The 21,582-nt window shown below is 65.3% G+C and carries 20 protein-coding genes and 1 pseudogene; 14 read left to right on the top strand and 7 right to left on the bottom strand.

Going from position 1 to position 21,582, the window contains the following annotated elements; genetic code table 11:
• Positions 1–744 precede the first annotated feature (744 nt).
• Positions 745–1,017 carry a hypothetical protein gene (locus VKV57_10865; GenBank protein ID HLW60408.1) on the top strand — a complete coding sequence of 91 codons (273 nt, stop codon included), beginning with the start codon at positions 745–747 and terminating at the stop codon, positions 1,015–1,017.
• A 182-nt stretch (positions 1,018–1,199) separates the two neighbouring features.
• Here VKV57_10865 and VKV57_10860 read toward each other — a convergent pair whose 3' ends face one another.
• Positions 1,200–1,508: a hypothetical protein gene (locus VKV57_10860; GenBank protein HLW60407.1), complete on the bottom strand. Its 309-nt coding sequence runs from the start codon at positions 1,506–1,508 to the stop codon at positions 1,200–1,202.
• A gap of 493 nt (positions 1,509–2,001) precedes the next feature.
• Here VKV57_10860 and VKV57_10855 point away from each other — a divergent pair, with 493 nt between their 5' ends.
• Both VKV57_10855 and VKV57_10850 read left to right on the top strand, forming a co-directional pair.
• A complete protein-coding gene (locus VKV57_10855) occupies positions 2,002–2,595 on the top strand; it encodes a hypothetical protein (GenBank protein ID HLW60406.1) in 594 nt (197 codons plus the stop codon).
• A 547-nt stretch (positions 2,596–3,142) separates the two neighbouring features.
• A complete protein-coding gene (locus VKV57_10850) occupies positions 3,143–3,739 on the top strand; it encodes a hypothetical protein (GenBank protein HLW60405.1) in 597 nt (198 codons plus the stop codon).
• A 165-nt stretch (positions 3,740–3,904) separates the two neighbouring features.
• On the opposite strand, the gene VKV57_10845 is transcribed toward VKV57_10850, so the two are convergent.
• Complete coding sequence (locus VKV57_10845) at positions 3,905–4,327, bottom strand: pyridoxamine 5'-phosphate oxidase family protein (protein ID HLW60404.1); 423 nt, start codon at positions 4,325–4,327, stop codon at positions 3,905–3,907.
• 429 nt (positions 4,328–4,756) lie between these two features.
• On the opposite strand from VKV57_10845, the gene VKV57_10840 reads away from it, so the two are divergent.
• Complete coding sequence (locus VKV57_10840) at positions 4,757–5,146, top strand: hypothetical protein (GenBank protein HLW60403.1); 390 nt, start codon at positions 4,757–4,759, stop codon at positions 5,144–5,146.
• A 430-nt stretch (positions 5,147–5,576) separates the two neighbouring features.
• Positions 5,577–5,948 carry an OB-fold nucleic acid binding domain-containing protein gene (locus VKV57_10835; protein ID HLW60402.1) on the top strand — a complete coding sequence of 124 codons (372 nt, stop codon included), beginning with the start codon at positions 5,577–5,579 and terminating at the stop codon, positions 5,946–5,948.
• 443 nt (positions 5,949–6,391) lie between these two features.
• Here VKV57_10835 and VKV57_10830 read toward each other — a convergent pair whose 3' ends face one another.
• The 3 genes from VKV57_10830 to VKV57_10820 form a co-directional block, all read right to left on the bottom strand.
• On the bottom strand, positions 6,392–6,598 hold the full coding sequence (locus tag VKV57_10830) for a cold-shock protein (GenBank protein HLW60401.1): 207 nt from the start codon (positions 6,596–6,598) through the stop codon (positions 6,392–6,394).
• Positions 6,599–6,699: 101 nt separating this feature from the next.
• Positions 6,700–7,275: a hypothetical protein gene (locus tag VKV57_10825; GenBank protein HLW60400.1), complete on the bottom strand. Its 576-nt coding sequence runs from the start codon at positions 7,273–7,275 to the stop codon at positions 6,700–6,702.
• A gap of 747 nt (positions 7,276–8,022) precedes the next feature.
• On the bottom strand, positions 8,023–8,490 hold the full coding sequence (locus VKV57_10820; GenBank protein ID HLW60399.1) for a hypothetical protein: 468 nt from the start codon (positions 8,488–8,490) through the stop codon (positions 8,023–8,025).
• Positions 8,491–8,714: 224 nt separating this feature from the next.
• On the opposite strand from VKV57_10820, the gene VKV57_10815 reads away from it, so the two are divergent.
• Together VKV57_10815 and VKV57_10810 are read left to right on the top strand one after the other, a co-directional pair.
• Entirely contained in the window at positions 8,715–9,698 is a 984-nt protein-coding gene (locus tag VKV57_10815; GenBank protein ID HLW60398.1) for a nucleoside hydrolase, read from the top strand.
• A 130-nt stretch (positions 9,699–9,828) separates the two neighbouring features.
• Positions 9,829–10,482: pseudogene (locus VKV57_10810) on the top strand (SDR family NAD(P)-dependent oxidoreductase).
• A 117-nt stretch (positions 10,483–10,599) separates the two neighbouring features.
• Here the strand turns inward: VKV57_10810 and VKV57_10805 are convergent.
• Entirely contained in the window at positions 10,600–11,571 is a 972-nt protein-coding gene (locus VKV57_10805) for an LCP family protein (GenBank protein ID HLW60397.1), read from the bottom strand.
• Between the two features lie 229 nt (positions 11,572–11,800).
• Here VKV57_10805 and VKV57_10800 point away from each other — a divergent pair, with 229 nt between their 5' ends.
• The 5 genes from VKV57_10800 to VKV57_10780 all read left to right on the top strand — a co-directional run bounded on the left by VKV57_10800 (position 11,801) and on the right by VKV57_10780 (position 17,726).
• Positions 11,801–14,071 carry a xanthine dehydrogenase family protein molybdopterin-binding subunit gene (locus VKV57_10800; GenBank protein HLW60396.1) on the top strand — a complete coding sequence of 757 codons (2,271 nt, stop codon included), beginning with the start codon at positions 11,801–11,803 and terminating at the stop codon, positions 14,069–14,071.
• Positions 14,068–15,357 (top strand): FAD-dependent oxidoreductase, encoded by a 1,290-nt coding sequence (locus tag VKV57_10795; protein HLW60395.1) that lies wholly within the window; start codon positions 14,068–14,070, stop codon positions 15,355–15,357. Before VKV57_10800 ends, VKV57_10795 begins: the two co-directional genes overlap by 4 nt.
• A complete protein-coding gene (locus VKV57_10790; protein HLW60394.1) occupies positions 15,350–16,486 on the top strand; it encodes an FAD-binding oxidoreductase in 1,137 nt (378 codons plus the stop codon). Before VKV57_10795 ends, VKV57_10790 begins: the two co-directional genes overlap by 8 nt.
• A 49-nt stretch (positions 16,487–16,535) precedes the next feature.
• Positions 16,536–16,739, top strand: coding sequence for a cold-shock protein (locus tag VKV57_10785; GenBank protein ID HLW60393.1), 204 nt, complete (start codon positions 16,536–16,538; stop codon positions 16,737–16,739).
• A gap of 588 nt (positions 16,740–17,327) precedes the next feature.
• Complete coding sequence (locus tag VKV57_10780) at positions 17,328–17,726, top strand: type II toxin-antitoxin system death-on-curing family toxin (protein ID HLW60392.1); 399 nt, start codon at positions 17,328–17,330, stop codon at positions 17,724–17,726.
• Between the two features lie 365 nt (positions 17,727–18,091).
• Here VKV57_10780 and VKV57_10775 read toward each other — a convergent pair whose 3' ends face one another.
• Positions 18,092–19,696 carry an alpha amylase family protein gene (locus tag VKV57_10775; protein HLW60391.1) on the bottom strand — a complete coding sequence of 535 codons (1,605 nt, stop codon included), beginning with the start codon at positions 19,694–19,696 and terminating at the stop codon, positions 18,092–18,094.
• Positions 19,697–19,875: 179 nt separating this feature from the next.
• On the opposite strand from VKV57_10775, the gene VKV57_10770 reads away from it, so the two are divergent.
• The gene (locus VKV57_10770) at positions 19,876–20,823 is read left to right on the top strand and encodes an ATP-binding cassette domain-containing protein (GenBank protein ID HLW60390.1); all 948 of its coding nucleotides are present in this window, start codon (positions 19,876–19,878) and stop codon (positions 20,821–20,823) included.
• The gene (locus VKV57_10765) at positions 20,820–21,581 is read left to right on the top strand and encodes an ABC transporter permease subunit (protein ID HLW60389.1); all 762 of its coding nucleotides are present in this window, start codon (positions 20,820–20,822) and stop codon (positions 21,579–21,581) included. Before VKV57_10770 ends, VKV57_10765 begins: the two co-directional genes overlap by 4 nt.
• The last annotated feature ends 1 nt before the right edge of the window (position 21,582 follow it).

The following is a 21,582-nucleotide window of genomic DNA, read 5'->3' as shown; positions in this document are numbered from 1 at the left end:
CTGATCCGGCTGGTCTCCAGCCGTTCCGCGATCACACTCGGCCCCGCGCCGTCCGCCGCCAGCAAGACGGCGCGCAGGCGGAGCGCTCGTCCCATGGGCAGCGTGCGTTGGCGCAGGTGTCGGTGAATCTCACGACGTTGCTCCTCCAGGACCGTCAGGGGCGCGGCGGGTCGGCTCATGCATGGAGCATACACCAGCCATCGTTAAGTATCAATACATTTCGGACATTGCACTAGCTTATCGGGTTAGGGGGGTGGCGGACATTTTCGGCGGCAATGAGAGGCCATCCGGGTTTTGGGGTCGATTTGAGAAGGTGAGCATCGTGAAGTTGGACCTGCGGCCACCCCATGCCCTGATGGGCCGTGGGGGCAGGGGCGAGAATGCATAACGATATGCGACACTACGCCTCGTTTCAGCCGACCATCGCCTTCGGACAGTGGCGACCGGGTCCCGTGACCCCGAGCGAAATACAGCGGGAACGGGTGTCAGAGTTCATTGACCGTCTTGACTGTCTGTTGGCTGTGTGGATCGCTGAGGCGATCCTCGAGGGCCCCGACGGGGTGGGGGAAGGAGAAAACCCTACGTCCGTCTGGCTCTCTCGCGCATCGGGATTGGAAGGGTGGTACGTGGGGAAGAAAATACGGTAGGGCACAGTCAGAGGGCCAGCGCCATACCTGAGCGGGTGACACCGGCGCCTCAACTGAAGGAACGGGAACCAATCGCACCGGGAGAAGGAGGAGACAGATGATTGCAGCCAAGGACTTCAAGAAGTATCGTGGCGTGGTTGAGCAAGCTGTCGCCGCCCTCGGCCGGGATGATGTTGGTGTGGGGAGCATCGAAGTCACCGGCGACGATACGTTGATCGTGACCTTTTCGCGGGGAACATACGTACATACAGCGCACATTCCTGTCGGGGCGCTTGGGGGTCAGGAGAGCGCCAATGCTGCCGTCAATGTTGCGCTGCTAGGGCTGAGCAAGCGGATCTCGCAAGACGTGCTCTCGAAGGCATCACGGTGATCCCGGCGATGAATATTGCACCCGTAGCCTGTTGGCGGGGGCGCTCGACCCGGCGCGTCCTTATCGGGATACTGATCCTCGGCGGTGTGCTGGTAGCGGGAGCGCTCGCTGAAATCATCTCGCGTCCATACGACTGATTGGGGATTGTAGGAGCGCACCGACCCGTTCGGCCCGGGGGCGAGCTATCGCATTTCTCTGCCCTCAATCCGCGTGATCGCAAAATATCCCAGTCCGCTGTGGGGGAGCAGTGGGAGGAGAATTTTCCTTGCATAGAGCTCGGCTTCCTCTTTCGATTGGGCAACCACGCGGACGAGGATCGCCAGCAGCCCAAACCCACTGAGAATGTCAATCAGGCGATCGCCCAAGTCCTGACGCAAATTGACCATTGCGTTCGGAATCGCAGGTGACGGATATTCGTGCCGGACTTCGAACCGTACTCGCCACTGCTTGTCGGGCGGCATCTTCTCGGGTTTGTGCTGTGGCCGCTGCATGGAATCACCTCTCAGGTCGTCGAGGAGATTGGAGCAAGATCGGTGAGATCTGAGGTTCCGCCGTGGGTGGTACACGCAGGATCTCCGAGATCAGGGGTCGTCTTCAACCCTGTTCGGCCGACCCTGCGTGTATTTTTTCCCCTTAAAGCGGCGAGACAAACCTGGGAAGTCCGCGGTTGACGCGACGATTGCCGAACCATGCGCCCGGGTTTCTCTGCGGCAGAGAGATGGTCGTATCTTCGAGCGAATGGATCCGAGGGACACCCGTGCATCTCCGATCTGTGGGTGGGCAGGCGATTGAGAGGGGGGGCGCCGACTTGCGTTTCTGCGATCTGCGAAGCGTGTCCGGAGCTTACCGAACAGGATGACCTACCCGCGCGTTACGTGTTTAGCCACCTATGCCACCGGGGTAAGATGTTAGTGTGCCAGGTACGTTTAGGCGTGAGATCTACTGGCGTCCGGGGCAGGGGCGTCGAGATGAGGTGATCACCCCGTGAAACGTATTGATGCGGTGCTGGCTGCCGTGGTCACAAGTGGCGCCATCGCGGTGTCTATGCCTGGCGTACTTCAGGCGACCACGCTCAAGAGCGTCCATGACCCGCTGAGCCGGTTTATGATTGCTGTGCCGGCCACCTGGAATGTCCAAACCTCTACGTCCACCCGGGCCGCGGCCGTGACGGCGAAGGCGCCCGCCGGGTCCGGAGGGCTCCCCGACAGCGTCGACGTGATTGTTCAGGACACATTTTCGCCGCTTTCTCCTCAGGCTTGTGTTGGGGAAGCGGACACGGTGATGCGGTTCTCAATCCATAGGTGGACGACAATTCAGCAGGGACCAACCACGATCGGAGGGTTCCCTGCATACGCCCGATCCTACACGTGGCGCGCTCCGACGGGGGAGCAGCGACGCAGCATTCAGAGCTGCGTGACCATGGGTCGACGGGCGTTCATGATCGTTGGCACGACCGCAGACCGCCCGGAGAATGTGCAGCGGGATCTGCCTCAGCTGCAACAGATCATGGATACGTTTCGCCCGATCTCGTCGACGCTTCCCCAAGCGCCAGCAACGCGCTCTTTGGGAGGGAAATAAGATCGGGACGCCCCCACGAGGAATCGGGGGAAACGTTGGGAAGGAGTTGATGTCGTTTCCCCCACATGCATTCCGGACCCGAACGTCAACTCTCGTCGTTTCCCGTGCACTCCCCACTGCGGTTAAACGAGATTGTGAATTCGCGGTCATTTAGCCCGCGGCGCCAACGCAAGCGAAACCGCCGCCTCCCGCGATACCGTGTGGCACCTCCGCCCCTGGGCAGTCTGCGACATGAGTCGCGGCGCCCGAGCTCAATTCCCACCTGAACGCAGATTTGATGCACACGTCACCGCGTAGAGCGTTCCCGGATCAACCCGAGACGGCTCTTGAGGGGCGGTGAGTCGACGTCGTCTGTTTCCAGGTCTGTGGCAGTGTCATGCGGGGTATCTGCAGTACAAGAAGGAGGTGGTGACGAATGCAACGATCCATCACTTTCGTGACGTTACTTGTGTTCGCAGCGCTACTCATTGTGCCAGCCGGCGCTCAACCCGCGCCTTCGATTCGGATCGTCTCTCCGCGGAATAGTGCCACTGTGTCTGGGAGCCAGATGGTCATCGAGGCCAGGGTGCAGAACTTCGATCTTAATCCGGGTGCGATTGGAAAACCTGCCAAGCCGGGGGAAGGTCATTGGCACGTTTATGTTGATGGGAAGCTCGCTGGGCTTTCCGCCGATGAGGTCGTGTCCATTCCGAATGATACCTTTCCCATCCTTACCGCCGGGAAACATATCATCAAGGCGGAATTGCACAACAACGATCATACTCCGGTGGCGGGTGCGGCGAGCTCAGAAATCACCATTACCATCCCTCCGAAAAGCGCCATGCACTACGTTCCGACTTCCGGGCAACCGGGAATTAAGATCCTCGTCCCGCATAATCACTCTGCGGTGAGCGCGTACCTGATCGTGTGGGTCAAGGTCAAGGGATTCAAGGAGAATCCGGTCGCCATGGGGACCGCGGCGAAGGCGGGGGAGGGCCATTGGCGGCTCTACGTGGACGGCAAACTCGCCGGCATCTCGGCATCGAATGTTGCCGATGTTCAGCTTACGCGCGGCAAACACACGTTGAAAGCCGGTCTCTACAACAACGACCATACGCCAGTGCGGGGGGCATTGAGCGATCAGGTCGCTGTTTCGGTGCAGTGAAGTGTTGGGAGTGCTTCTTTGCCTCGGCACCCCGCTGCTCATGGGTTCGCCATCGGGACTCGCGCGTGCAGCGAGCGCTCTTCGAGACCGGCTGAATGCCGCCCTTAGAGGAAGCCATGAGTGCCGGGGGTGCGACGTGAGCAAACGGGATGCGGGGGAGGACGGTTAAGGAGATAGCCCCCAACTTCGCACGTGCTGTGCGACGATCCGGAACATCACCCGGTCCTGCGGCATCACTCCACCTCCCCACCGGTGCCGGAGGTCCGGGTGGTACTTTTCCAGAAGCGCTTCGACCAGCGCCTGTTGCTCCGTTGACTCAGGGAGGAACTCTGCGTATCCACGGATGATGACGCCTTGATTGTCCGATCGTGTCCCGGAATCCGCGACCACGCAGACCCGGCGATCGCGCCGGAGATTCCTGACCTTCTGGGTGGCTGTCTCGCTGATCATCGTCAGGGTATTCACCCGGTGCAGGAACCACACCGGCGTGGCAAGGGGAGAGCCGTCCGGCTGGACCGTCGCGAGCACAACGACTTCCTTTGTCGCGAGAAACCGGTGAATGTGTGCGTCACCCAGCTGTTCAGCCACCATTCTCCCTCCCCGACCGAGGCGTGGGTAAACTCCCAAACTCGCTCTACCCCGCGGCGCGCCCATTTACAACTTTGCCGCAGATCGATGCGCGCTCATTTCGGGATGTGCCGCCCCTCCAACCTTCAATGTCCCGCCGGTGTGTCCACGCTGGAATGGTGTCCCCCGCCGATGTGTGTACATCATGTCCGTTCCTTGCACGGGATTCGTCTTGATCGTTGAGAGACCTTGTGGCGGCGAAAATCGCCCACTTTCCGTAGAACATTGCATTCACACTGACCAGTGCCGGGCAATTCCTGGCGGCGCCGGTTTGGTCTGTCAGCGCATGCGTGCGGCACACCTGAGGTCTATCCGGCCTGCGCGTGGGGCATGTTTCTTTTGGCCGCCATGATACAATACGGGATGAGCAAGACCCAAGGAGGGCCGCGAATGACAAAATCGTTGATGACTGTAGTGGCCGTCGCCCTGCTCTTCGCAGCGTTAGCGCCCGGCGCGCTGGCGCAGACCCCGTCTACGCCTCCACCTGCGCAACCGGCCCAGCCGTCCCAACCAGCTCCGCAGCCGAGCCAGTCAGCGCCTGGACAGGCGCCGCAGGCCCCGGCGGCCCCCGTTCAGGTGCCGAGTTATTTTGTCGGGCCGACGGTAACGCACCCCACTGGCGGGCGGTGGCCGGACGTCACGGGTCTCCAGCCATACACCCCAGAGACAAACGGCATGTCGCTCGCCGGGTTTCTGCGCTACTTGACGTTTCAGCAGACCGGCATTTGGATCTCCCAGGACGACGCCGCGCGGGTTGTCAGGCAGGAAGAGTCGCAGTAAGACGACCGTCCAAAACGGCGTCCCCCGTCACCCAGTGGTGGCGGGGGGCGTTTTCATTTCGCGCAGGTTGGGAGAACCCCGGCGCCCCCGGGTTCCGCGAATGGGTTCGACAAGCACGCCGAGCCCTGAGCCGACCCGAACCCGCTTGAGGCGAAGCCTGCGAAGTTTCGGGATCCGTCATTCCCCCGGCACACCCCACCGGCGTGTGAGGGAGATGGGGCTCCGCGATCGAGATCTCACTTCCCGACCCCGGCCCACCAATGTCGCGGGTGATCGAACGCGGTCCCGCGTCCCCCCTGGGAGTTTGTTCACCGCGTCCTGCTTGCGACAATCTTCCCGAAATCCGCCCGTCTAAAGCTTGGGCGTTGAGGGCAGTCACACGGGTACACCAGTGCCATCACACGTGCCGCTGTGTGGTAGAGGTGATCCAATGTACCACCTCAAGGACAGGGTGCTTTCCGTGGCGTTACTGCTTCTGGTCGGCGTCACCGTCGCGCGAGCAGACCCGTCCCTCAGCGTCCGCGCGCTTATCCAAGACCCCGAGCAATTTGATGGGAAAATCGTCACCGTGACGGGGACCGTGAACGACTACCAAGAGCGAATGTCTAAAGCGGGAAACCCGTACACCACGTTTCGCCTCGCGGATAGAGCGGCTACGGTGGCGGTGTTCGCCTGGAACCATCAGGGGCTCTCGAACGGGGATAGGGTGCAGGTCACCGGTACGTTCGAGAAGGTCAAGCGGGTGGCCGGTTACACCTTCGGCAACGAGATCGAAGCCAACCGCATCGAGGGGCTCAAGTAGACGCGTCTTCGCGGGTATGAGGTCGAACGCCCCCGAGCCAATCGGTCACGCCATTCGCCCCCGCGGCCGTCCGGAAAGTGCGGTCCTGGGTCCGGTCGCAATTCTCCCCCGCGCGTCCCTGCGCCAGGAAATGGCACTGTGCCGTTCGGCCAACGAAGTGCCGTAGTGCCGCCGGGCACACTCGGTAGAGCAGAAATCATCGCCTTGTTCAATAGCGAGCGGTGGCCTGGGCCGACCACATCCCTTGCACGGTTCACGGCGCATTTGGATGCCTCCCTCGTCGCTGTTCAACCGGTCATCGGCCGCTCACGAGGAAGAGGGGGTGGGTATGAACCCACCCCCTTCCCGGCCAAGACCTTGCGTCGGCTGTTTGCGCTATTAGAGCGTCAGCACTTGCGAACGTAGGTTGCGCGTCCCCGGGCGATCTCCGGGTTCCTCTCGATCTACCCGAGCACCCGGACGTTGGAGGCTTGTGGCCCCTTCTGCCCAGCGGTCTCTTCGTACTCGACCTTTTGGCCCTCGTTCAGCGACTTGTACCCGTCGCCCTGGATCGCGCTGTAATGCACAAACAGATCCTTCGTGCCGGAATCTGGGGTGATGAATCCATAGCCTTTCTCCGAATTGAACCACTTGACCGTTCCCACTGCCATGCCGCACCTCGTCATGATCCGTGCTACCAACCGACTTTTCAGCCTGCTGATGCCCGTACAGTATGACATATAAAAGGGGCAAACGCAAAGGGTTCCTGGCCCTATGGGGCCCCCGCAGGGGCGCGGGAGGGGTACGCGTCCAATAGCGCCTGGAGGGTGCGGCAGGCTCCGTGGCTCGTGAACCTCAGTTCGGCTCCCCCTGGCTTCTTCGACACGACGCCCGAGATGCCCCAGAGCCGCTGGATCATCGATTTGATCCCCGTGAGGATCTCCGGACTACCGTACCATACACACCGATCGTCCTTCCGGCCGTTGGGTGAGTGCGGCGGTTTCCGGCTCCCATCCGCATAGCCGCGGATGAATGGGCCGGCTAACTCCTTGGGAAGGTCGTCGAGTAGCGCGGGGTCGTCGCCCTGGAGGGCCGAGGGGACACCCCATGGAAACAGGGCCTTGCACAGTGCTTCGTCTCGCAGGTAGACCTGCCAGCCGAGGATATTGCTGCGGCAAAACTCGTACCGCACATGATCGGTCGCGAGGTCGGCGATCAAGGTTTCGATCGAGTCGCGCGACTCCTCGCCCAACGTGACGACGAGGGTGAGGGAGGAACCCTGGCCCCAGATGTGGCCCGCCGCCGTGAGGAATCCGAGCCAATACATTTGGACGTCGGCGGGAGCCATTCCCGGTTTCTCCCGGTGAGTTTGAAGGAGATCTGCGGGATCGGACAAACGAGGATGATCGACCCGGGCGAGCATTCGGCCCACCGTGGCAATGGGGAGTCCCTGCACCTCGGCGATTTCGGCCGGTGTTTTGCCTTTGCGGGCAGCGGCACGAATGCGAAGGGTTCGCTCGCGCCATTCGGGATCCGGCCCGTTCGGGCCTCGCGTCCGCATGCGTCTAGAGTCGGCCCCGGAAGACCGACCGGGCCCGGGTTCGATTTGGGGAGCGCGTCATCGGCCATCTCCTGCACATGCGCGTAGTTTGGCGTCAATGGGGCGGCGGTCTGCCTCGAGACGACCAAGTAGAGCGGGGTACTACTGCAGTGTAACATTCCGCGCGTGGACTGTCGAATCGGATCGCCGTCGCGGGCACCAACTGGCGTTGCATGATATACTGAAACCACTCGAGGTCAAGGGAGCGTGCCCAATGGCCCGCCCGAACTATTCCAGTCTTAAGCGGACGAAGGAGCTTAAGCGAAAGGCGAAGCGGGAGGCCAAGTTAGCCCGCAAGCACGCCCGGAAAGTTACCGGAGACCAAGGAGACCCTGCCGCAGGCTCCATTCCCGAAGACCCATCGCCCGTGAGTGCGCCCGGGACCGATCCCTCTCAGGGGACGCCCGGATAACCCGATCCCGCGGCCTGCCGACAAATTATCTAGGCAGGCGATTTCACTTCGAGGGTGCAGCTCGTCTGAGGTAGCCCCCGCCACTACGTTCCGGTGGCCTTTTCAACCTCCGCGATGATCGTGTCCCGCTGCTCACGGGTTAGATGCAGCCTTGCCCAGGTTGCCACCGCCGAGAGCCACGCCCGCCGGGTGGGAAGGACCCCCGCGATCAAGCGCCCCGCCCCGCGGAGGTTGAGGGGGAGCGCGATCCGGCGCACCCGGAGACCGGCAACGACCCCGGTAAAGGAGCAGACGCCGTGGGCGCACGCGTAGCTGCCGAAGGCGAAGGTTGCCTTGTGGGTGGTAAGGGTTAACACGCCCAGGGATGAGGTCCCCCGGAAACTTCCAATCACCGGGACCCCTCCGAACCGCCCCGCCACGATCCCCGAAGTGAACCAGGGTGCCGGGACTGAGTCCGCGGCGAGTTTATATGGAAGCGCTACCGTCGGCGCCCCGCTCGCGGGTACCGCGATGGCCAGGACGAGGGTGATTGCCGCTAGGGTGTGTCGCATCGCGACCTCCTGCTTCATGTGTCATTTCCGCGCCTCGCACTCACCTTTGTGTACTATAGTTACCCAGATCAACACGCTCCCTGACCGGAGGTTTTCCTCCCGTCGTCCCCCTGAATGATTGCCGGCGGGTTGGGGGAATTCCGTGCGAGGATTTCGTCGCGAAGGGGGTTGGCGCGCGGGGGCGGAAGACGCCATGAGAGTACGGGGGCGCGGAGGGGGGGATCGTGGAAGGGCCTGGCCACTCTGCAGCACGACGGTCGGTCATCCTGGATTGTGATCCCGGTCACGACGATGCACTGGCGATCCTGCTCGCGGCGCGGCACTTCGATGTGCTGGGGGTCACGGCGGTTGCCGGGAACGTGGACGTTGAGCGAACGACGCTCAACGCGCGGCGCATCGTTGATCTTACCCGGCTCCCCATCCCGGTGGCCCGTGGGTGCGCACGTCCGCTGGCCGGGGAGCCCAGACACGCCCCCGAGATCCACGGCCAGAGTGGATTGGATGGGTACGAGTTTCCTCCGCCCCGCGCGCGGCTCGACGGACGCCATGCGGTGGAGTTCCTCATCGACACGGCGCGCGCCCACGATGGGGTGACCCTGATCGCCACCGGTCCGCTGACCAATATCGCCGAAGCGCTGCGCCGGGCCCCGGACCTGATCCAGCGAATCCGCGAGATCAGTGTGATGGGGGGGTCCGTCACGCTCGGGAACGTGACCCCGGTCGCCGAGTTCAATATCTGGTTCGATCCGGAAGCGGCGGACGCGGTGTTCCGCAGCGGGATCCCGCTCTGGATGTGCGGGTTGAACCTCACCCGCCAGGCCACGGTCGACGCCCCAATGATCGAAGGCCTCGCCGCTCTCGGGACGCGAACGGGGGAGACCATCGCGGCGCTGCTCCGTTTCTACCTTGAAGGAGTCCGGCGGTCGACCGGAGCGGCTGTGGCCCCCCTGCACGACCCCTGTGCGGTGGCTATTCTGCTGGAACCGGCCCTGATCTCGTGGGTCCCGATGCACGTCGTGGTGGAGCGCGAAGGGGAATACACACGCGGCATGACGGTCTGCGATGCGCGGCACGTCCCCGCATTCAACCCCACGGCCGCGATCGGCGGCTCTCCCCGTGGCCTGCCCCCGAACGTCCGGGTGGCCGAGGCGCTTGACGTGCCGGGGTTTGCCCGGCTGCTCAACGACGCGCTGGCAGCATTTCCCTAAGAGGAGAAGACACCACTGCCGGCGTACGGCCGGAGGAGGATTGCGGATGAGCGAGGCGGGGCCTCTGACCATCGTGATCACCGGGGCGGCGGGGGGGATCGGGCGCGCGACCGCGTAGAGATTCGCGGCGAGCGGGGCGCGGATCGTCGCCGCGGATCTGCAGCCTCCAAAGGAGACGGCCGACGCGATCGCATCGCAGGGCGGCCGGTGCGTTCCGGTGGCGGCCGACGTGGCAGATCGCGCTCAAGTTGAGGCGATGATCCGGACCGCGGTCGAGCAATGCGGCGGGGTGGACGTCTTGGTGGCGAATGCCGCGATCGGGTTCCCCGACCCGTTTCTGACGATCTCGGAGGAGAATTGGGACCGGGTGCTCTCCGTGAACCTGAAGGGCGCCTTCCTCTGCGTACAGGCAGCGCTGCCCCATATTCTGCGCCGCCGGGGATCGGTGGTGCTCGTGTCATCGATCGCCGGACGGCGAGCCAGCCTCACCAACGGTGCCCACTACACCTGCTCGAAGTACGGTGTGATCGGCCTGACCCGGCATCTCACCGTGGAATTGGCGGGGATGGGGGTTCGCGTCAACTGCGTCTGTCCGGGTCCGGTTGAAACCCCGTTGCTCTCGCGTGTCATGACGCCGGACCAGCGGGGGGCGATCGCACGTAAGACCCCGCTCGGACGGATCGCTGAGCCGGAGGACGTCGCCGACGTGGTCGTGTTTCTCGCCGGGCCGGGCGCCCGCCATATGCACGGGGCGATTGTGGACGTAAACGGCGGTCTCTACTGACGTCGATCCGGTGCCCGCCGAACCCCACGCCCATTGGCGCGGGCCGGCACGGTACCAACGTCGTTGGCGTTGCGCGGTTCGACGTTCGCCGCGCGACCCGAGGGCGACCGCCAGGAGCTACGGCTTGGGCGGCGGCAGAACGCCGGTGAGAAGCCAGCGCACCTTCGCGTGCAAGTCGTCCATATCGGGGATCCAGAAGCTCAGCGGCATCCGCATGATCGCATCGAATTGCGTGGCGGGGTGGCCCTCGATGGTCTGGGCCGAAACGGCATCCGTGGCGAGGTGGTCGACCTCATGGGCCCACCCCAGGAGATCCTCGCTCGTCAGGTCGGTTCCGAGGTCGGCACGTGCCGTCGAAATGATCTGCGGCAGCCGGACCCACACCGTTGGCCGATGGACCGCCTGAAGTGCCGCGCGCACGAAATGCTGCTGGCGGCGGATGCGCCCGATGTCGCCTTCGGGATCGTTGCGGAATCTGACGTACTGTTCCGCCCGCGGCCCATCCAGCACCTGGGGTCCGGGTTGGAGGTTAATGAAGAGATGCTGCTCCCGGTCATTGTAGAACATGCGCTTTTCTACGGTGAGCGGGACCCCGCCGATCAGATCGACGAGGTGGCGCATCGCGGGGATGCTGAAGACGAAGTAATGGGCGATTGGGATGTTGAGGAGCTTGACGACGGCGGCGCGGGTTCGACCGATGCCGCCCGTCGCGTAAGCGTGGACGAGCTTCGTGTACCCGATCCCTTGAATGACGACGCCGGTGTCGCGGGGGACGCCGAGGATGCGGGCCTGTTGGCGTGCCGCATCCCACTGCACCACCATGATGGAGTCGGTTCGGTGCAGATCCTGAGTCAGTCCCACGATCAGGAACCGATCGCTCCCGTGCGGGATGGCTGACCGGGGGGGTGCCCCGGTGCCCCTGGCCGATGGGCCGGATGGGGCCGGGGTCGGCGCCCGCATCCCCCCTCGCGTGGCGACCAGGGTGAGCAGCAGGACGCCAAGGAGCAACGCTCCACGGCGGTTCAACCCGCGGCGCCCCCACGAGCGGACCGGGCCAAACCATTGAAGTTGTCGGTGGAACCTCGGCATGAACCCCCCGGGGTGGACCCTTCGGGAGAGACCGTGGACCGGCGTGACCCCCCACTTCCCTCCCAGTGTTTACCCAGTTTTCCCCACAGCGTTCGCTAAACGTTGGCAGGTTCCCTTGAGATCGTGCGAGCAGGAGCCCCTCGGGCGGGGCTGGAAACAGTCAAGCGCCCCCAGCGTGCCGCCGCAGTTCATCGTGTGTCTGGGGGACAACGGGTGAGGGGCATCGCGCATGGCGTTTTCGGCGATCGGACGGTCGCTCCCGCGGGTCGATGGGGAGGAGAAAGTCACCGGTCGTACACATTTTGTCGCGGACGAGGAGATGCGCGGGCTGCTTCACGCCCGTCTTTTTTTGAGCCCCTACGCGCACGCTCGAATCCGTCGCCTCCCGGTCGCCGCCGCGCTGGCGGTGCCCGGGGTCGTCGCGGTGATCTGCGAGCAGGATCTGCCCTTCGGGGACGCGGTACCCAACGCGCGCGGACGCTATCTGCTCGCGAAGGGAGAGGTGCGATTTGTCGGCGAGCCCGTCGCCGCCATCGTCGCGGAGAGCGAGGCGGCGGCGGCGGACGGGTTGGAGCGGCTTGCCGCCGCTGCGGAATTCGGCGCGCTGCCTGTGTTGATCGATCCGGTCGCTGCGGCCGACCCCGCATCTCCGCTTGTGCAGCCCGATCTGGCGGGAAAGAGCGGCGAGGCGAGCCTCCACGCGGCGCTCAAGGTCGACGAGGGTCCGGCGGACCAGAGGCCCAGCAACGTCACGAGCCGGGTTCGATTCGCGCGCGGCGACATCGACCGCGGGCTGCGCGAGGCAGACCTGGTGATTGCGCGGTCGTTCCGGACCTCGGTGATCCACCAAGCCTATCTCGAGCCTCACGCCACCATCGCGGATTACGATTCGGCGGCGAGGCGGCTTACGGTGTGGACGGCCACCCAGGCGCTATTCTACTCACGCGAAAACGTCGCGCAGGTGCTCGGGCTCCCGGAATCGGCCGTGCGCATCGTCCCGATGGCGGTCGGTGGCGGCTTCGGGGCTAAAATCCTGCTCCTGGAACCTATCGCCGGGGCGATGGCGATGGTGCTGCGGCGGCCGGTACGCGTCGTGCTGACCCGTTCCGACGAGTTCCGGACCGCCACGCCCGCGCCCCAGTCGGCTCTGGAGGTTCGGGTTGGCGCGCGCCGAGACGGCTCGGTGACCGCGATCCAGGCGCGCCTCCTCTTCGACGCGGGCGCGCTCCCCGGCGCGCCGCTGAACATCGCTGCGTTGATGCTCGGCGGCAACTACCAAGCTCCCCACCTGGATATCCAGGGGCGTGAGGTCCTGACCCACAAAGCGCCGGTCGGCGCCTATCGGGCCCCCGGCGCTCCGCAGGCGGCGTTTGCCCTCGAGTCGGTGATGGACGATTTGGCACGCTCGCTGGGGCTCGACCCAATCGAGTTCCGGATCCGGAACGCCTCCCAGGGCGGGGACCCCATGCCAAACGGTGACTCCTGGCCGCGGATCGGGCTCCGCGAGGTGCTCCGCGCCGCGCAGGAGACGCCGCTCTGGCGCAATCGCGACCGCGGCGGCCGGGGGGTGGGGGTCGCGGCCGGGGGGTGGCTCGGCGGTCTCGAGCCGGCGAGCGCCTGCGTGAAGATGAACCCCGATGGCACCGCGCAGGTCATCGTTGGCTCGGTCGACATCAGCGGGACGGCCACCGGGCTCGCGCAAATCGCGGCGGAGATGCTCGGGCTTCCGGTGTCACGAGTCCGGGTGGTGGGGGCCGACAGCGACAGCGCGCCGGCTGCCGGGATGTCCGGCGGGAGCAAGATTACCTACACGGTGGGCTCGGCCGTGGTCAAGGCGGCCGAAGAGGCGCGTCGTCAGCTCCTGGGGTTGGCGGCCACACAACTCGAGGCGGCGGAAGCGGATCTGGAAGTCGTCGACGGCGCGGTGCGCGTCCGCGGCGTCCCCACGCGCAGCGTTGCGGTGGCCGAGCTCGTGAAGCTCACCTCTGGTTTTGGCGCAGCTCATCCACCGCTGTTCGGCGTCGCTTCCGAAGCGATCGTCCAGCGGGCGCCGGCGTTCGGCGCGCATGTGGCCCGCATCCGGCTGGACGCGGATTCGGGTCGGGTGCGGGTTGTCGACTACGCCGTGGTCCAAGACGTCGGGCGGGCGATCAACCCAGCGGCGGTGCGGGGCCAGATTCACGGGGGGGTGGCGCAGGGGATCGGCTGGGCCCTGCTCGAGCGGATGATCTACGACGAGAACGGATCGGTCGCGACCGGGACGTTCCTCGACTACGCGCTCCCCCGCGCCGCAGACGTCCCGGCGATCGAGGTGACCCTGGTGGAGGTTCCGTCGGAGCGGGGTCCCTACGGGGCGAAGGGGGTGGGGGAGCCTCCCGTCGTGCCGGTGGCCGCCGCGGTGGCGAACGCCATCATGGATGCCAGCGGCGCCCGCGTCGAGGAGTTGCCGATCGTGCCCGAAGCCGTCGTGGCGGCCCTGCGGCGAACGTCGTCACCGTGACCCCGATTCGGGTCCAAATCGCCGTTGTGGGCGGCGGTCCGGCCGGGCTCGCCGCCGCGGGCGAGGCGCGGGCCGCGGGGGCGCGCGTGCTCCTGATCGAGGAACGTCCCGTGCTCGGCGGACGCGCGGTGATCGTCCCCGGCGCGCGGGGGCTCGCCGAGGGACTGATGCGCGACCTCCGGTCGGTCGAAGTGTGGAGGGGGAGTACAGTCTGGGGGATCTTCGGCCGTTCCCTGGCCGTGCTGCGCGCCGGGCGGACCCGCGAGGTCGCCGCCGACGCGATCGTCCTGGCCCCCGGAGCCCACGAGTGGCTCGTCCCCTTTCCGGGGTGGACGCTGCGGGGGGTCCATACCCTGGAGGGGGGTTGGGAACTGGTCCGCGCCGGCAAGGTCGATCCGGCCGCCGGACCTGCCGTGGTCGTCGGGGGAGCCGACGCGGCCACGCTCGCGACGCGAATGTCCGAGCGAGGGACCCAGGTCCTGATGGTGAGCGCAGAGCGCCCGAAGGGACTTCCTCAGGAGATTCCCGTTATTCCCGGCCCCGTCGCCGGGGCGAGAGGGGAGGAAGCGCTGGACCGGGTGGTGCTCGCGGACGGGACCGAGCACGAGTGCCGGCTGCTGTGCGTGGAATCTCCACGCGAGCCGCTCACGGATCTGGTCCGGCTCGCGGGGACCCCGTGCGTCTATCATCCCAGGCTCGGCGGATTCGTCCCGCGATATGATCGGACCCTGGCGCTGCACGGCCCCACCTCCGAGATCTACATCGCCGGGGACGGCGGAGGCGTGGACACGCCGCGCGCGGCGGCGGAGTCGGGGCGGCTCGCCGCGCGGTCCGCCCTCCGCGGGCTCCATCTCCTTCCCGATCCCGAGGCGAAGATCGAAGAATCCTGGGGTCAGCTCCGGGCGATGTCGGCGTCCCTGTGCGCAAGGGCGCGGGAATCGATCGTGATCGGCGCAATGCCCGACGCGGTCGTCGAGCGCTGGCAGGGACCGCCTGAGACCGTGGTGTGTCCGTGTCAGGGCGTGACGCTGGCGGCGCTGCAGGCCGGGCTGGACGACGGCGCCCGGACGCCCGACGAGTTGAAGCGGTGGACCCGCTGCGGGATGGGGGTGTGCCAGTGGCGGCGGTGCGGTCCTCCGGTCATGCAGTGGCTCAGCGGAGCGCTGGGGGTACCGATCGGGCAAGTGCCGTTACCTCGGGTGCGCCCGCCGGTTCGCCCGATTCCCCTGTCCGCTCTTGCCGGCCCTGACGGCGAGGCCGCGGCTCGGCCCGGGGTCGATGGCTGAACCGTCGACCTTCGACGTCGGCATCCTGGGGGCGGGGGTCGTCGGATGCTCGATCGCCTATCATCTGGCGCGCCGCCAGGTTTCCTGCATCCTCCTCGATCGCGAAGGGCCGGGAGGAGGAACGTCGTCCGCCACCTCCGCGTGGGTGTGGGTTCACACGAAGGCGCCCGCCGCCTATGCTCGAGCGAACTTGCGCAGCGCGGAGCGCTTTCCGTCCCTTCAGGAGGCCATCGGCCCTATTGAGTACCTTCGGACGGGGGGCCTCGCTCCCGCACTGACCGAGGAGGACGCCCACACCGCCGGGGTGCTGGTGGATCGTCAGACGGCGGCCGGGATCGAGGTGCGCTGGCTTCCGCGCGACGAGGTCCTGCGGCGGGAGCCGGCGCTCTCCCCCGGCATCCTGGGCGCGACCTATTCGCCACTCGACGGCAGCGTGAATCCGTTCCTCTTGGTGCGGCGGTTGTCAGCCGCGGCGCGTGCCCACGGGGCCACCGCCTGGTATCACTGCGGCCATGTCTCCACCCGCGCCCTCGCCAATGGCTTTCTCCTCGAGAGCCCCCGGGGCGAGGTCGAGGTGCGCTCCTTGGTGCTGGCGGTGGGGCCGTGGGCCCCGCAGATTGGTCGGGAGATCGGTGTCGCGATCCCCATCCACCAGGTGCGGGGTCACGTTCTGGTAAGCGAAGCCCTGCCCCCGCTACTTCGTCACACCATACACGGCGCCCGGCAACTGGTCACCGGAGAGGTCCTCTTCGGTTACACCCAGGAAGAGGTGGGCATGAGCCGGGAGGCCGCCTTGGACCAGATCAGGCAGGTCGCGCGTGCGGGCGTCCGGCTGCTTCCACCGCTCGGGACGGCGCGGGTCATCCGCGCCTTCGCCGGGATCCGGGCGGTTCCGGACGATGGGTTGCCCATACTGGGAGCGGTGCCTGGTGTTGACAACTTGTTCGTGGCCGCAACTCACAGCGGTGTGACCCTCTGTCCGTTGATCGGGGAGGCGATGGCCGCGGTGGTCGTTGGCGAGACGCTCCCCGAGGACCTCCGGGGGTACACGCTGGAGCGCTTCGGGGAAGCGGGGGGGTCCCTCGGGGGAGGCTTTGCAGGCAGGATTCGCGGAGGTGCCGTGGTATAAAGGGATCGGAATCAGGGCAACCGGCCCCCGGGGGAGGAAGAACGAGCGTATGCCAAAGGGTACTGTGAAATGGTTTAATCGAGAGAAAGGTTATGGATTTATTACGCCAGAGGAAGGAAAGGACGTGTTCGTTCACTACACCGGGATCGCCGGGGAGGGCTTCCGCAACCTGGAGGAGGGCCAGATCGTCGAGTTTGAGATTACCCAGGGGCAAAAGGGGCCGCAGGCCCAAAACGTCCGAGTCGTCGGTTAACTCCACCCTACATTCAACCCGTTCATCCCATTCGTGGCGATTGAGGACACCGGAAGCGCCTCTCCGGTGTCCTCGGTGTTAACCAGGCTTTCGTTCTTTGGCGCTGTTTGATTTTTGACCAAATTCGGCTGAATATCAGATATATCCCACGATTTTCCATCAGTACTCATCCTGGCTCCATATATTGCCATTCCTCGCTTTCAGTCATCTGCTGGTGCGCTGTCTAGAGGCCTCAGAGGCCTGGTAGCCCCATAGGGGATTGCACCTACTATACAGCCATGCTAGATTAATTCGAGGGAGTTCATACATGCCAGGTGCATCCACAAAATCGCGCGTGCGGCGGCCTAGTTCGCCGCGTCGGCCCAAATCTTCGGCCTCCCGGGACAAATCCGGCGCCAGACGGCGGCGGATTGTCAGAAATCGCCCGTCGCCGAGGACCCGAATCAAAGTGGTACGATCGCGGTCCACAGGAGCCCGCCGATCAAGGCCGTTGCCCGCCCCTGAGTCCCTGAGCGAACGAGTGTTCACCGGTAGCTTAGAGCGCAGCCTTCGAGACTACCGAACGGTCTGGGAGGCGTTGGCGAAACGATGAAATACCTTACGGTTGAACAGCTAAAGACGGTTAACCAGCGCATGATCCATGCCACGGGAGGACTGTACCTCGCGGGGGAGCAAAACGTGGTTTATCCCCCGAGCCTGGACTCGCTCGTAAACTTCGTCCAGACCCGGATCGCCCTGCGCCCCCAACCGTCGGTGTGGGACATGGCGGCGTTCTATCTGGACCGGCTGACCCGAGACCAGGTCTTCCACGATGGCAACAAGCGCACGGCGCTCGAGGCCGCCAGGCTCTTTATTGAGGGAGCCGGCTACCGGCTTAGCTTGACCCCGGCCCACGAGTCGGTCGAGTTCATCACGAACGTTGCCCGGGGGACCTCCACCCGCGACGGCATCGCCGTATGGTTGCGGGCGCACTCGAAGAAGCGATAAGCATCGGGGCAGATTAGATGCCCACGTTCCCGCTCGGCGAAACAACCCTTGACGCAGAGGGGCGTGGGCGTCATGATTGTGGTTAGTTACAAAAGGAGGTGATGCGGATGGATCATAGTAGACGCTCCTCGCTGTACCGTCCGATCTGCCGCCAGTATTCGCAAAGCGAGGTGGTGACCGGGTAGCGCGTTCGCCTACACCGGCCGTCGCCCACGCTGCGGCTCAGCTGGACGTCGACGGTACGGCTGGAGGGCAGACCAGCGCTTTCTCTGCTCGCAGATCCTTAGGAAGCGCGTAAGAAACGATCGATCGGAAACGCACGTGGACGCGGAGGGGCCTCTCGCACGCCGAGGGGCCCCTTCCGATTATGGCGCGTCCGCGCTGGGAACACCCGGCCACAGATCGTCCTCGTTCAGATAGACGAGGTCGAAGAGCATCGTCCCCCGGGTCCAGACTTGCGACGTCCGCACCGCCCGCGCCAGCCGATTGGGTGCCCCGTCGTACAGGGAGACCAGGAGTGAACCGACAACGGGGGTGGCTCCCTGGACCAGCGAGGTTGCGAGCCACGCCCCTCCCTCGATGCTGGTTTCGGGGTTGGCGTGCTGCGCGCGTGCGTCCCACACGGTGATCGGGCGGTAATAGAGGCCGATCATGAGGTAGTCGAGGAGGGGTGCCAGGCCGGACCGCACCCACTCCGGGCCGATCCAGGGGTAGGGGGGGTGCACCTCCGGACTGGCCCAGTTGACCCCTTCTTCGTAGTACACGGGATACCAGGCGCCGACATACATCCCGACCGCCATCTGCGGTTTCAGCGAGTGGACCATCCCGGTCACGGCGCGTGTAAACGTCAGGATCGAGTGCGCACGGTACCCCAGCCATTGCCGGTACAGCCGGCCGGGCACGCGCTTGACCCAGTACCCGCTCGCCTCATACGCGTAGATGTCTTGCGGCCAGTGTGCCACGGGGTGCCCCACGAACGCCTCGAAGCGCGCCCGGCTGAGGGGGGAGAAGTCCTCGGTGATGTCCTGGTACCTTGTTCGGTCCAGGATGATGCCGTCCAGGTCGTACCGGGTCACCAGTTCATAGATCACCGCGAGCTCGTACCCGTAGACCCGCGGATCGGCCGGGTTGGCGAACGCGAAAATACTGTGCGCCGCGGACGGCACCATCCGGACCTCCGCCGGGCCCAGGGTGACCGCGGCCCCCACGGGAAGGGCGCGCGCCAGCCAGCGTGCCGCGTCGCCGTGCGCGGAGAGCACGTACCCGTGGCGTGGGATGGGGGTGGGGCCGGGATCGGCGGCGCCCGCCGCGCGGTCTCGCGCATCGGTGACGTGTCCCCCCTCTACCGCCACCTCGACTCCCCAGCGGGAGGAAGGGGCGGAGGGGCCGGAGGCGGGGGTGTAGAGCACGAGCGCGTTCGCCTCCCGGGGAACATCTACTCCGGCGAGTACGTAGGATGTTCCATCGGGCGCCAGAATCGATCGCGTGCCGAGGTACGCGGTGGCCTGCCACTCCGGGTGCGCAAAGGCAGGCCCCACGCCGAGCGGTGAGTAGCCTTCGCCAAAGGTGTTCACCGCGGCGTCGACGCGCATCCCGCGCGCGTGAGCTTCTCGAACGATCGTACCCAACATATCGTAGCCGTGCGGATACCACTCCGTCGGCGGCGGGTAGGCCGGGGGGGCCGAATGGGGGATTGGCGACGTATCGATGGTGGGCGCGAACGCGCTGGGATAGGTGACGTATCCCCAGGCGTTCTTGGCCTCGGGGATGACCACATCGACCCCAGCGGCACGCGCGCGATCGAGGGTACGCTCCACACCGTCGACGGTCGTGAGGATTCGAAGATTGGCCCCGGGCTCCATCCACAACGCAAGACGGGGAGGGGTGTGGCGGGCCGCCGCCACCGGCGTCGCGGCCGTCGCGAGGTCGACCACGAGGAGGGCCACGACCAGGATGCTTCCGAATTGCATCGGCATGCGCATGGAGAAGCATTCGCAGGTCGGAACGCAGCTCCTCTCCCCCCTTGCAAACATCCGGCACTCCAGATTAGGATAGAGGCTGTTCGCTTGCGGCCTCCTCCCTGGCATTCCTGCGATCCGATCGCGGTTTGGCCGGGGCATTTCAGGCCGCGCGAAAGGGAGTCAGGATCGTGATCCAGGCCGACTCATTGTCCCGCAACTACGGCGAGCGCTGGGCGATTCGAGACGTGTCGTTCCAGGCGAAGCCAGGCGAGATCCTTGGATTCCTGGGACCGAACGGAGCGGGGAAGACCACGACGATGCGGATTCTCACCGGGTTCCTCGCCCCCACCGCGGGGCGGGCGACCGTGGCGGGATTTGACGTGGTGCAAAAACCCCTCGAGGCCAAGCGGCATTTGGGGTACCTGCCCGAGACCGTGCCTCTCTACGACGACCTGACCACCCGTGAGTACCTGCGGTTCGTGGCCAGGCTGAAGGGGGTGGAGCGGCGCCGGGTCGACGCGGCCGTGGACCGGGCGATCTCGCTCTGCGCGGTCGCCGAGGTCGCCGATCGGCTGCTCCGCAACCTCTCCCGAGGGTACCGCCAGCGGGTAGGACTGGCCCACGCGATCGTGCACGACCCCGACGTGCTGATCCTCGACGAGCCGACGTCGGCGATGGATCCGCGCCAGATCGTTGAGATTCGAAACGTCATCAAAGGCCTGCGCGGGAACCACACCATCATTCTCAGCACCCACATCCTCCCCGAAGCGACCGCGGTGTGCGATCGGGTGATCATCATTAACCAGGGCAGCATCGTGGCCGTCGACACCTACGAGCAGTTGGCCGCGCGGCTTCGACGATCGGAGAAGACCCTGGTGCGGGTCGCCCGCCCCGACGGCGGACTGAGCGGGCGCCTCGCGGCGCTCCCGGGAGTGGTGCACGTCACCCACGGCGCCGCGAAAGGGGAGGTTATCGTCGAAGCGGCCCTGGGCAAAGACCTGCGCGAGACGATCGCCCGGATGATCGTTGAGGCGGGGGTGGGCCTGTTGGAGCTCCGTCCGTTGGCGATGAGCATGGAGGACGTGTTCTTGAAGTTGGTGACGCACGAGGAGGCGCCGGAGGATCACCGCACATGAGGGGGACGTTGATCATTGCCCGCAAGGAGCTCCGGCAGCTGTTCAGCTCACCGATCGCCTACGTGGCGCTCGCGATGTTCTTTGTCATCATGGGGTGGCTGTACTTCTCGTTGGTCGGGGTCTACACGTTGCAAGTCCTGCAGCTGCAGGGAACGCCGCCGCCGGATTTCAACCCGACACGGATCATCTTCAGCCCGCTCTACGGCGATACGGTGTTCATCTTGATGCTGCTCGTGCCCGTGCTCACCATGCGGCTGGTCTCCGAGGAGGATCGGGCCCGCACCATGGAGTTGCTGGCGACCTCCCCGGTCACGACCACGGCGATCGTGTTGGGGAAGTACCTTGCGGTCCTCCTCCTCTTCGGCGTCCTCTTGGCGATCAGCACGTACATGCCTCTCGGTCTCGCGTTGATCGGGCGGTTGGATTGGGGATTGCTCGCGGCGACGTATCTCGGGCTGGTGCTGCTGGGAGGGGCGATGCTCGCCATCGGATTGTTTGCCTCGACCCTCAACGAAAACCAGATCGTGTCCGCCGCGATCGGATTCGGGCTACTGTTGATGTTCTACGTCCTGGGCTTCGCTCAGCAGAACTCCAGCACGGGGGTGCAGCAGGTCCTCTCCGCGTTGTCGGTCTCCTCACACTTCCAGAACATGGCGACAGGGGTCATCGACACGACGGATATCGTCTTCTTCCTCAGCCTGGGAGGATTCTTCTTGTTCCTGGGGATCCTCGCGCTCGAGTCCCGGAAGTGGAGGTAGG

Source organism: bacterium, assembly GCA_035307765.1.
Taxonomy (GTDB): domain Bacteria; phylum Sysuimicrobiota; class Sysuimicrobiia; order Sysuimicrobiales; family Segetimicrobiaceae; genus Segetimicrobium.
Note: the sequence above shows the minus strand (reverse complement) of the source record. Positions and strands in the feature narration are given on the sequence as shown.

Bases quoted from the DNA above. Each gene is read 5' to 3' on its own strand.
- VKV57_10865 (HLW60408.1), top strand. From the start codon at position 745: ATGATTGCAGCCAAGGACTTCAAGAAGTATCGTGGCGTGGTTGAGCAA.
- VKV57_10860 (HLW60407.1), bottom strand. From the start codon at position 1,508: ATGCAGCGGCCACAGCACAAACCCGAGAAGATGCCGCCCGACAAGCAG.
- VKV57_10850 (HLW60405.1), top strand. From the start codon at position 3,143: ATGGTCATCGAGGCCAGGGTGCAGAACTTCGATCTTAATCCGGGTGCG.
- VKV57_10840 (HLW60403.1), top strand. From the start codon at position 4,757: ATGACAAAATCGTTGATGACTGTAGTGGCCGTCGCCCTGCTCTTCGCA.
- VKV57_10835 (HLW60402.1), top strand. From the start codon at position 5,577: ATGTACCACCTCAAGGACAGGGTGCTTTCCGTGGCGTTACTGCTTCTG.
- VKV57_10830 (HLW60401.1), bottom strand. From the start codon at position 6,598: ATGGCAGTGGGAACGGTCAAGTGGTTCAATTCGGAGAAAGGCTATGGA.
- VKV57_10825 (HLW60400.1), bottom strand. From the start codon at position 7,275: ATGGCTCCCGCCGACGTCCAAATGTATTGGCTCGGATTCCTCACGGCG.
- VKV57_10820 (HLW60399.1), bottom strand. From the start codon at position 8,490: ATGCGACACACCCTAGCGGCAATCACCCTCGTCCTGGCCATCGCGGTA.
- VKV57_10805 (HLW60397.1), bottom strand. From the start codon at position 11,571: ATGCCGAGGTTCCACCGACAACTTCAATGGTTTGGCCCGGTCCGCTCG.
- VKV57_10800 (HLW60396.1), top strand. From the start codon at position 11,801: ATGGCGTTTTCGGCGATCGGACGGTCGCTCCCGCGGGTCGATGGGGAG.
- VKV57_10790 (HLW60394.1), top strand. From the start codon at position 15,350: ATGGCTGAACCGTCGACCTTCGACGTCGGCATCCTGGGGGCGGGGGTC.
- VKV57_10785 (HLW60393.1), top strand. From the start codon at position 16,536: ATGCCAAAGGGTACTGTGAAATGGTTTAATCGAGAGAAAGGTTATGGA.
- VKV57_10780 (HLW60392.1), top strand. From the start codon at position 17,328: ATGAAATACCTTACGGTTGAACAGCTAAAGACGGTTAACCAGCGCATG.
- VKV57_10775 (HLW60391.1), bottom strand. From the start codon at position 19,696: ATGCAATTCGGAAGCATCCTGGTCGTGGCCCTCCTCGTGGTCGACCTC.
- VKV57_10765 (HLW60389.1), top strand. From the start codon at position 20,820: ATGAGGGGGACGTTGATCATTGCCCGCAAGGAGCTCCGGCAGCTGTTC.